The sequence below is a fragment of the Ancylomarina sp. genome, from assembly GCF_041555295.1.
In the GTDB taxonomy this organism is placed as follows: Bacteria; Bacteroidota; Bacteroidia; order Bacteroidales; family Marinifilaceae; genus Ancylomarina.
The window spans coordinates 1-9640 of record NZ_JBFFKR010000126.1 but is presented as its reverse complement, the minus strand read 5'-3'; the positions used below and the strand labels follow the sequence as shown (position 1 = coordinate 9640).

Below are 9640 nucleotides of genomic sequence, written 5' to 3'. Positions count from 1 at the left end.
TTAATAACCTGAATCATTAATAGGAAAGCACAAACAAGAAAGGTCAGTTTTTTCATAGATTAATTTTTTAGTTAATTATAAACTTTTGGTCAACGAGCATATAAATTAACAAATAAAATCATCTTTTAAAAATATTTAACACCTGTTAATCGCTTACTGATCAGTGAAATACACATATTAAAATCATATGTTTAGTAAGAAATAACTCAATATGCTAAACAGCATTGTGATTTATAATATAAATTTAAGTTATCTAGAAATACTTGCCAATCAATTTTATTTCTTACAAGAAACCCTTTGTTCACTAGCAACTTAGACAATTAACAGCTTACCAGTCAGCAAGGTCCTTCTAATAATTATAAAAGTGCCATATTATAAATTATACTATATAGCTTATAATCAAACACATCTAATAACTAGACTATATTTTATTTTGTCACACGCACTTCATTTCTTCTATTATAAGGACAAAACCCCTCACAAAACACAAATCAAGAATATAACATCCACTAAATCAAGACCTGAAAAAACAAGATTTACTTTGAGACAAATACAGGTTTATTATAAAGATTTCAGATATTTAATTAAACTAAGCAGAAATAACTAACAAAAAAAGAGGATATTCAAGCATGAATATCCTCTTTCTGAATTTATGAAAATAATTTAGATCTCAGAGATAGCATCAACTGGGCAAACTTCGGCACAGGCTGCACAATCAATACAGTCGTCTGCATTGACGATAAATATATCTCCAGCCGAAATAGCGTCAACTGGACATTCATTCATACATGAACCGCAAGCAATACATTCATCGGAAATAAAAAAAGTCATAGTAGAGTCATTAAATTAAACGTTCATTGATAATTATAGTAAATTTAAAACATGATTCTTTCTTTTACAAAAAAATAAGCCAGCTTATTAAGATTTATTCTACATACTACTATCTTTGCATTTCAAAAAATATTAAAACGAAACAAAACAATCTATATGGAATTTGATTATGACACAGTTGCTTTTGCATTTGGACTCACTCTTTTTGCAGGGCTTTCTACGGGTATTGGTAGTGCTATTGCTTTCTTTGCAAAGCGAACAAACACAAAATTTTTATCGTTATCTCTCGGCTTTTCTGCAGGAGTAATGATCTACGTTTCTTTTGTAGAGATTCTACAAAAAGCAAAAGATGCCTTAGTAGGCGCTCATGGCGAAGTGAGTGGAACCATTTACACCGTTCTATCCTTTTTTGGAGGAATCCTTTTTATTGCCATTATCGATAGATTAATTCCCTCACACGAGAATCCTCACGAGGTAAAGAAAATTGAAGATCTCGATGAGAAAAAAGCAAAAGATAAAAAATTGATGAGAATGGGAATGTTTTCGGCATTAGCCATTGGCATCCACAACTTCCCAGAAGGCTTGGCTACATTTGCTGCTGCCTTAGCAGACCCTAGTATTGCCATTCCTATTGCAGTGGCTATCGCAATCCACAATATTCCCGAAGGAATCGCAGTTTCTGTCCCAATATTTTATGCAACAGGTAGTCGAAAGAAGGCATTTTTATATTCCTTTCTATCTGGATTAGCAGAACCTGTTGGAGCATTGATCGGTTTTGTTCTGATTTATTCCTTTCTTGGATTAAACGATACCATTTTTGGAGCCTTGTTTGGTGGCGTTGCCGGAATTATGGTCTTTATTTCGCTAGACGAACTTCTACCAACAGCCGAAGAATATGGCGAACACCATATTGCTATTTATGGTCTGATAGCTGGGATGGCGGTTATGGCTGCTAGCCTATTACTCTTTCTATAAGCTCTTTAATAGCAAAAACGATAATGCCACTACTCAATGAATAGTGGCATTATTAGTATATAAGATATTAAGTTTAAATAATAATCTTTTTTATCACTCTAAGTTTATGTGAATATTGCTGGGTATCGACATTAAAGATTCCGATATGATCCACATTATCAATTCTAACTTTTCCGGAGGCATGAATGATTTTGTGGCGATCCCAAATAATGCCTACATGAGTAATAACACCAGCCTCATTATCGAAAAAGGCTAAATCTCCAGGTAAAGCTTCTTCTACAAAATTCAAAACTTCCCCTTCCTTTACTTGTTGACTTGCATCACGAGGCAAACAAATACCATTAAGTTTATATACGATTTGGCTTAAGCCTGAACAATCAATCCCATAAGGTGTGCGTCCTCCCCACAAGTAAGGTGCATTAAAATACTTCAAAGCTGATTCAATAAGAGAATCTCTAAGCTCTTCCGGCTTTTTACCATTAGATGATACAACCCCTTGATAATGGTATAGCTTATCAGCCAACATGAAAGTCTTCTTTTCCAAATTACAAAACGGGAATGAGCTACCTGGAACAATTAGCTTGTTTGAATAATCCTTTTCCTGAAAAACTAAATTGAAAGTATCATTTGCCACAACCGGAAAGTCCTTATTCAACTTATTAAAAAGATCCTCTTCGATATTTGTGATCATCAGACTATCAACCCAGCCTTCATAGCTATCAAAAGCTAACTTAACCTTCGTCCATTTTTTAGTAGATTCTGTTATTTCAAAATGCTCACCAAAAAGAACTTGACTAACCATCTCACTTTTTTCAGTTGGCTCTCTTCGAACAGGAATAATACTTAAATCAGAAATGCCATAAGTCATTTGCAATACAAGTTTTAGGAATAGATTTATACTAATTTCATTTTGTTGAACGTAATTGTATCAAATATATAAATAAATCAAATCAATCACCTCTTTTTTATCTTAAGCTTAATATTAATGCAAAAAGAATCATCTTCACAATATTTTAAAGGATAATGATTACTTTTAGCTGAACATTTTGATTATAATTTCAGGTTAAAGACAGACTCCAATCTATAAAATATGAAAAAATACATTCGCTGGATTCGACAGAATATCAATGCAATATATCGTGTTTTACTTTTCATCTTCACTTTAGGTGTCTTATCTATAATATATCCTAATATTGGGAATTTTAGATACGAATATCAGAAGGGGAAACCATGGATGCACGAAACACTTATCGCTCCTTTCGATTTTGCTATTCACAAAACAGAGGCGGAACTAAATGCAAATAAAGATAGTCTATTGGCTAACTATTATCCTTATTACGAATACAAACCTGAGGTTCTAGAAGAAATAATGAATCAGTTTAATTCCAATTTTGAAAAAAAATGGAACGCTTTCATTAAGACTGAAAATTTCAAAAAGTTAAAGTACAAAAAGAATACAGTTTCCATAGAGAAAAAACGCCTTCTACTTTACTTTCAAGATATTATATCTGGAATTTATGATATCGGCATTATAGAAGACTCCAACACCAAACATCAATTACCTGAGAAAATAAACCGCTCTTCAAATAACGTAAGCGAGAAGGTTGAAACCAAAAGTCTCTATACTTCTAAAATTGCCTATGAGTTTATCAGTCAAAGCATAAAAAATGACTTCAAAAATAAGAGCTATTACATCTTTTTTCAAGATTTAAACTTAGACACATACTTAACACCTAATCTTCTTTATAACAAAGATCTATCAGAGAAGGTGAAAAGCAGTATGCTCAGCAATATATCACTAACAAAAGGCTTGGTAAAGTCTGGTACTCGTATCGCCTTAATAGGTGATATTATTGATGATGATACATTCAGAATTCTTGAATCATTAAAACGAGAATATGAAAGCATATTAGGCTCCTCTCAAAGTCACTACCTTATTATGGGGGGACAAAGCTTACTCATTTTGGCTTGTCTTGTTTTGTTGTTTTTATATCTACGAAATTTCAGAGCACAAATCCTCAAAGACAACAAAAAGCTTCTTTTTATATTACTTCTAGTTATTCTTTTTGTAGGGCTTTCAAGTTTAATAATTAATTTTCCAAAATTCAACATTTATATTATTCCATTTGTTCTGATTCCCATCGTACTTAGAACACTTCTCGATTCTCGATCAGCTTTATTTATTTTTATCATATCTCTGCTATTGTGTGGTTTTTTGGCACCCAATAGCTTCGAATTCCTATTCTTGCAATTATCAGCAGGGATTATGGCAATATATTCTCTACCACAGCTTGAAAGAAGAGGCCAACTCGTTATTACAGCCATTATCACTTTCTTCACATATAGCATTGTATACTTTGCATTTGCTATCACTCAAGAGGGTAGTATTCAGGAAATTGAATGGAAGAATTTCATATGGTTTGCAATAAATGGTTTGCTACTGACATTCTCATATTCACTTATATACATCTTCGAAAAACTATTTGGTTTCATCTCTGATGTAACTCTTATTGAGCTATCCAATCAAAATCACCCAATTTTACGACAGCTCATTCAGCATTCACCAGGTACATTTCAACATTCCCTAACAGTAGCTAATTTAGCAGAAGCAGCGATTAACGAAATCGGTGGCAACCCACTTTTAGTAAGAACAGGTGCCCTTTATCATGATATTGGGAAAATGAAAAACCCCATATATTTCATTGAGAATCAAATGTCCAATAGGAATCCACATGATAATTTAGAATTTGATAAATCAGCACAAATCATTACTGATCATGTGAAGTATGGCGTTCAAATTGCTAAGAAGCACAAACTTCCACAGCAAATTATCGATTTTATTCAAACTCATCATGGAGCAGGACGTGTTCAATATTTTTACACCTCATTCAAAAATAAATATCCTGATAAGGAAATTGATGAAGAAAAATTCACCTATCCTGGACCAGACCCATTTTCAAAAGAAACCGCTGTTCTAATGATGGCCGATTCAGTTGAAGCTGCATCTAGAAGTTTAAAAGAAAAAACACCTGAGGCTATTGAAAACCTGGTTGTCAATCTAATTAATAAACAGATTTCTGAAAATCGATTTGAAATGGCAGATATCAGTTTTAAAAACATACATCAAGTCAAACAAATATTCACTCAGATGCTCATCAATATTTATCATGCACGAATAGAGTATCCTGAAGAAATAAAACGAGATTAATAATAAAAACTTGACTGAATTATATCAGTCAAGTTTTTTTTTCGCCTTTATCTAGCATTAAAAAAATTAAATATCACACTACATTCTTTTGGTTCATAGCTTAAACATAAGCACAGAAATTTTCTTGTAATTAATCGAAACAATCCTTAACTTAGGAATTAAACAATTCATTATTATTTGTTTGCACAGAATAATTGCTAACATATTCCAATTAATATCTAACGCCAAACACCCCCAATTATGAAACGTTACAACCTTTTTTTCCTAAGCATTCTGCTAGTACTCTTTTCTATTACTGCCTGCCAACCTAATAAAAAAGAGGTTAAAACCACAAAGGACACCGTAATGCAACGCAAGCTTGCAAATTATGCAAAAGTAAAGCTCAGCGCTGATTTAAGCAGCCTATCAGAAGGTCATGCCAAACTATTCTCACACCTTTTAAAAGCTGCTGATGCCATCGATGAGCTGTATTGGTTGCAAGCTTATGGTGACAAGAATGAGCTGTTGAATAAAATGGGTGACGATCCAGATATTAAGGCTTACGCGATGATTAACTATGGTCCTTGGGATAGGTTAGATGGTAACGCTCCTTTTACTGATGACTATCCTCCCCGTCCACTTGGTGCTGGTTTTTTCCCAAATGATATGAATCAAAATGATTTCTTTGCCATTCCTGGAAATAAAAAATTTGAACCGTTAACAGTTGTGAAAAAAGACAACAAAGGTGAATTTAAGGTTTTGCCATATCACATTGCTTACAAAACTCAAATTGACAAAGCAGTTGAACACATGAGAAAAGGCGCAGAATTATGCGATTGTGAAGACTTTAAAGTATATTTATTACAGCGAGCTGAAGATTTATTAATCGATAATTTTGAGAAGAGTGATGCTCTTTGGTTGAACTTAAAGGATAATAAAATTGATTTTATTGCTGGTCCAATTGAAAACTTAGATGATCACTTAATCTGGACAAAATACTCATATGGAGCCTTTATCCTATTAAGAAATGTAGAATGGACTGAAAATGTTAAGAAATTCTCATTACTTCTTCCATACCTACAAAAGAACTTACCTGTTGATGAAAAATATAAGTCGGAATCTCCCGAAGCAACATCCGATATCGTCATTTACGATGTCCTTTATAATTCAGGTTATTGTAATGCAGGTAATAAACTAATAGGATTAAACCTTCCAATAGGAACTGAACAAGTTGTTTCAAATTCAAGAAAAGTTCACTTTAAAAATGTGATGGAAGCTAAGTTTGAAAAAATTCTTCAACCAATTACCAATCTCGTTATCGACGAAAAACAACGAAAGCATGTAAAATTTACATCTTTCTTCCAGAATACAATTTTTTATGAAATTAGTAATAGCCTTGGAATTTCACAAACAATAAACAATAAGGGTAGCGTTAAGGATGCACTCAAAGAGCATCATGCAATTATTCGTGAATTAAAGAATGATGTTTTAAGAATGTTTTTCATCACCAAGCTTCACGAAATGAACGAACTGAAAGACGTAGATTTAATGGATAATTATGTGACTCACATGGCCGATGTATTCCGTTCTATCCGATTTGGTGTGACTGATGCTCAAGGTGTAGCTAATATGATTCGTTTCAATTATTTCAATGAACATGAAGCTTTCAAATACGATTCTAAAACAGGCACATACAAAATCAACGATTATAAAATGAAGAAAGCTGTTGAGTCTCTTTCTAGGTTGGTTCTAGAAATTCAAGGTAATGGTGATTACGACATGGCCTCAGAAATCATTCGCGACAAAGGTTATATTCATAATGAACTATTGAATGACCTATATCGCATTCAAAGAGCTAAAATTCCTAAAGATGTCGTTTACGATCAGGGTGATCAACTTGCAATGAAATAGAACTGAGTTATTCTAAAAAATAAGAGCTTGTCCTAACAGACAAGCTTTTGTTTTTTATTATTTATATCAAAGTTTATTTTACTTTTGTATTGTTCATAAACGTAATTAATTTATAAATTGAATATAAAGACACTCTATGCAAAGAATTATACTCATCTTCTTTCTTTTAATCTATTCGTTTGTATGCCTGTCTCAAAATATCAGAATAATAGATGCTTCTACTAAGAAGTCTATTGAAGATGTATATCTCTACACAAAAAAGACATCTACAACTAGTACAAATAAAGGTGAAGCCAACTTATCATCATTCTCAAAAGATGCCATTATTGTTTTCCAACATCCTTCTTTTCAAAATTTACATCTTACATACGAAAAAATAGCTGAGAATAATTTTATTGTGGAGCTTTCCCCTCAACTTTTCAAAATAAATGAAGTAACTATTGCCGCCAATAAATGGGAACAGAATCCTAACGAGGTTCCTGTTAGCTTGATTCAAATTGATAATAGAGCAATCAGAAATAGTGAAGTTTCATCATCTGCAGACTTACTTAAGGAAAGTGGACAAGTATTTATTCAGAAGAGTCAAATGGGCGGAGGTAGTCCAATGATTAGAGGCTTTGCTGCAAATCGGGTTTTAATTGTACTCGATGGTGTTCGTTTAAACAACGCAATATATAGAAGTGGTAATTTGCAAAATCTTCTCAATATCGATCCCAATAGCCTAGAGTCTGCAGAAGTGGTTCTTGGTCCTGGATCTGTTATATATGGAAGTGATGCAATAGGCGGAGTAATGGATTTTCATACGATCAAGCCTAAACTCTCTACAGATTCAAGTTTAAATTTTCAATTTAACTACAAAACTAAGTATGCCTCGGCTAATCATGAACTCGGACTCCACACTCAATATTTTGTTGGAAACCATAAATGGAGTTATGCAGGTAATATTAGCCATTCAGATTATTCCGATTTGAAAATGGGTCAAAAAGGTACCAATCAATACAATAGAAACGAATATGTTATTCGAAAAAATGATGAAGATCAAATTATTAAAAATTCAGATCCTTATGAGCAAGAAGGTAGTAAGTTTGAGCAATTGAATGTGATACAAAAACTAAGATATAAAGTTTCTGAAAATACTGAGTTGCAATACAATTTCCTGTACTCTACCACTTCAGACATTCCTAGATACGATCGATTAATTCAATATTCTGGAGATGAGCTAAAGTATGCCGAATGGTATTATGGTCCACAAAAACTTCAGTTTCATTCACTGAATATCACGAATAGAAGAGCAAATACAATATTCGACAGCTTTAAATTGATTTCTGCCTATCAGAATTATAAAGAAAGTCGCCATTCAAGAAAACTCAATAGCGATAATATTAGTAAACGATTTGAAAATCTTGATATATTCTCCACAAATATTGATTTTAATAAAAAACTCAATGAGAAATTTGAGCTTTTTTATGGAGTAGAGTATCTATACAATTATTTAAATTCTAGTGCTCATTCTACTGATATCGCTAGTTCTATAAGTTCTCCTCTTGCAAGTCGCTATCCTGATAATTCAAGTTATACCAGCCTAGCATCCTACACCAATATAAAATGGAAATTTAATGATAGATGGACTATAAATGGAGGTTTACGCTACTCACAAATTTGGTTAAAGTCAAAATTAGATACTGAATTCTATGACTTTCCTTTCGACAACTTAAATCTGAATACGGGTGCATTAAACGGTAGTATTGGTGCAACACTGCAAACCAACAACGACTACATTTTAAAACTAAATGCTACAACAGGTTTTAGAGCACCTAATATTGACGACATTGGAAAAGTGTTTGATTCTGAACCTGGAAAAGTTGTTGTTCCTAATAAGAATCTAAAACCCGAATACGCTTACAATTTTGATTTTAGCATCAGTAAAAATATTACTCCTGATATATTCATTGATGTCAATGGTTTTTATTCCATTTTGAAGGATGCTATGGTCCGTCGCGATTTTAGTTTCAATGGACAAACATCACTAATGTACGATGATGTTGAAAGTCGAGTACAAGCAATAGTAAACGATGATAAAGCGACTATTTATGGTTTTAGTTTAAAAGCTAATGCTCAACTCACTTCAAATCTTCTGCTAAATGCTTATTACAATCGCTCTAAAGGCGAGTATAAAGATGGAAGCCCTGTAAGACATGTTCCTCCAACTTTTGCATATATGACTCTTAACTACAAGTCGAAGAAGCTTAAATCTAATTTATCAGTTGAATACAATGGTGAAATTTCCAATAAAGATTTAGCCAATTCAGAACAAGACAAGCCACACCTTTATGCAAAAGATCGTAATGGGCTTCCTTACTCACCAGAATGGGTTTGTGTTAACTTAAATAATAGCTATCAGTTTAGAGATAGGATCATCTTAGGTTTTAGTATTGAAAATATTTTCGACAAAGCTTACCGTCCCTATTCATCAGGCATCTCAGCTCCAGGACGAAACTTTATCCTGAGCCTGTCTTTTGAAATAAAATAGTCTATTCTCCAGAGGAATCATTTTCATCATCACCAATAGCCCCATGAGTTAATTCTTCATCTCCAAGCATTTCTTCTTCAATAATTGGATTAATGATTAAAGGAATATCCTGAACAATGGCAGAATGGATTAGTCCCCAAGACATAATCAGGCTAGTTGAAATAATGATAAACAAAAGAATACCAGGATCAAAGGACTCGTTACTA

The 9640-nt window shown here is 32.9% G+C and carries 7 protein-coding genes; 4 read left to right on the top strand and 3 right to left on the bottom strand.

What is annotated here, in order from left to right; translation table 11 throughout:
* Positions 1-663 precede the first annotated feature (663 nt).
* On the bottom strand, positions 664-831 hold the full coding sequence (locus tag ABY905_RS10120; protein WP_372643232.1) for a DUF362 domain-containing protein: 168 nt from the start codon (positions 829-831) through the stop codon (positions 664-666).
* Between the two features lie 156 nt (positions 832-987).
* Between ABY905_RS10120 and zupT the strand changes: the two genes are divergently transcribed.
* Positions 988-1806, top strand: a complete 819-nt coding sequence (zupT, locus tag ABY905_RS10115; protein ID WP_372643229.1) for a zinc transporter ZupT — start codon at positions 988-990, stop codon at positions 1804-1806.
* A gap of 73 nt (positions 1807-1879) precedes the next feature.
* Here zupT and ABY905_RS10110 read toward each other — a convergent pair whose 3' ends face one another.
* On the bottom strand, positions 1880-2674 hold the full coding sequence (locus ABY905_RS10110) for an NlpC/P60 family protein (RefSeq protein WP_372643226.1): 795 nt from the start codon (positions 2672-2674) through the stop codon (positions 1880-1882).
* Positions 2675-2896: 222 nt separating this feature from the next.
* Between ABY905_RS10110 and ABY905_RS10105 the strand changes: the two genes are divergently transcribed.
* From ABY905_RS10105 to ABY905_RS10095, 3 genes are all read left to right on the top strand, one after another.
* Positions 2897-5014, top strand: coding sequence for an HD family phosphohydrolase (locus ABY905_RS10105; protein ID WP_372643223.1), 2118 nt, complete (start codon positions 2897-2899; stop codon positions 5012-5014).
* Positions 5015-5254: 240 nt separating this feature from the next.
* The gene (locus tag ABY905_RS10100; RefSeq protein WP_372643221.1) at positions 5255-6904 is read left to right on the top strand and encodes a Zn-dependent hydrolase; all 1650 of its coding nucleotides are present in this window, start codon (positions 5255-5257) and stop codon (positions 6902-6904) included.
* Between the two features lie 136 nt (positions 6905-7040).
* Positions 7041-9434: a TonB-dependent receptor gene (locus tag ABY905_RS10095; protein ID WP_372643218.1), complete on the top strand. Its 2394-nt coding sequence runs from the start codon at positions 7041-7043 to the stop codon at positions 9432-9434.
* A gap of 1 nt (position 9435) precedes the next feature.
* Here the strand turns inward: ABY905_RS10095 and ABY905_RS10090 are convergent.
* Positions 9436-9640: hypothetical protein (locus ABY905_RS10090; protein ID WP_372643215.1), on the bottom strand; the 205-nt coding region annotated here is incomplete at its 5' end.

Excerpts from the sequence above, each read along its gene's own strand:
- ABY905_RS10120 (WP_372643232.1), bottom strand. The coding sequence starts at position 831 with ATGACTTTTTTTATTTCCGATGAATGTATTGCTTGCGGTTCATGTATG.
- zupT (WP_372643229.1), top strand. The coding sequence starts at position 988 with ATGGAATTTGATTATGACACAGTTGCTTTTGCATTTGGACTCACTCTT.
- ABY905_RS10110 (WP_372643226.1), bottom strand. The coding sequence starts at position 2,674 with ATGACTTATGGCATTTCTGATTTAAGTATTATTCCTGTTCGAAGAGAG.
- ABY905_RS10105 (WP_372643223.1), top strand. The coding sequence starts at position 2,897 with ATGAAAAAATACATTCGCTGGATTCGACAGAATATCAATGCAATATAT.
- ABY905_RS10100 (WP_372643221.1), top strand. The coding sequence starts at position 5,255 with ATGAAACGTTACAACCTTTTTTTCCTAAGCATTCTGCTAGTACTCTTT.
- ABY905_RS10095 (WP_372643218.1), top strand. The coding sequence starts at position 7,041 with ATGCAAAGAATTATACTCATCTTCTTTCTTTTAATCTATTCGTTTGTA.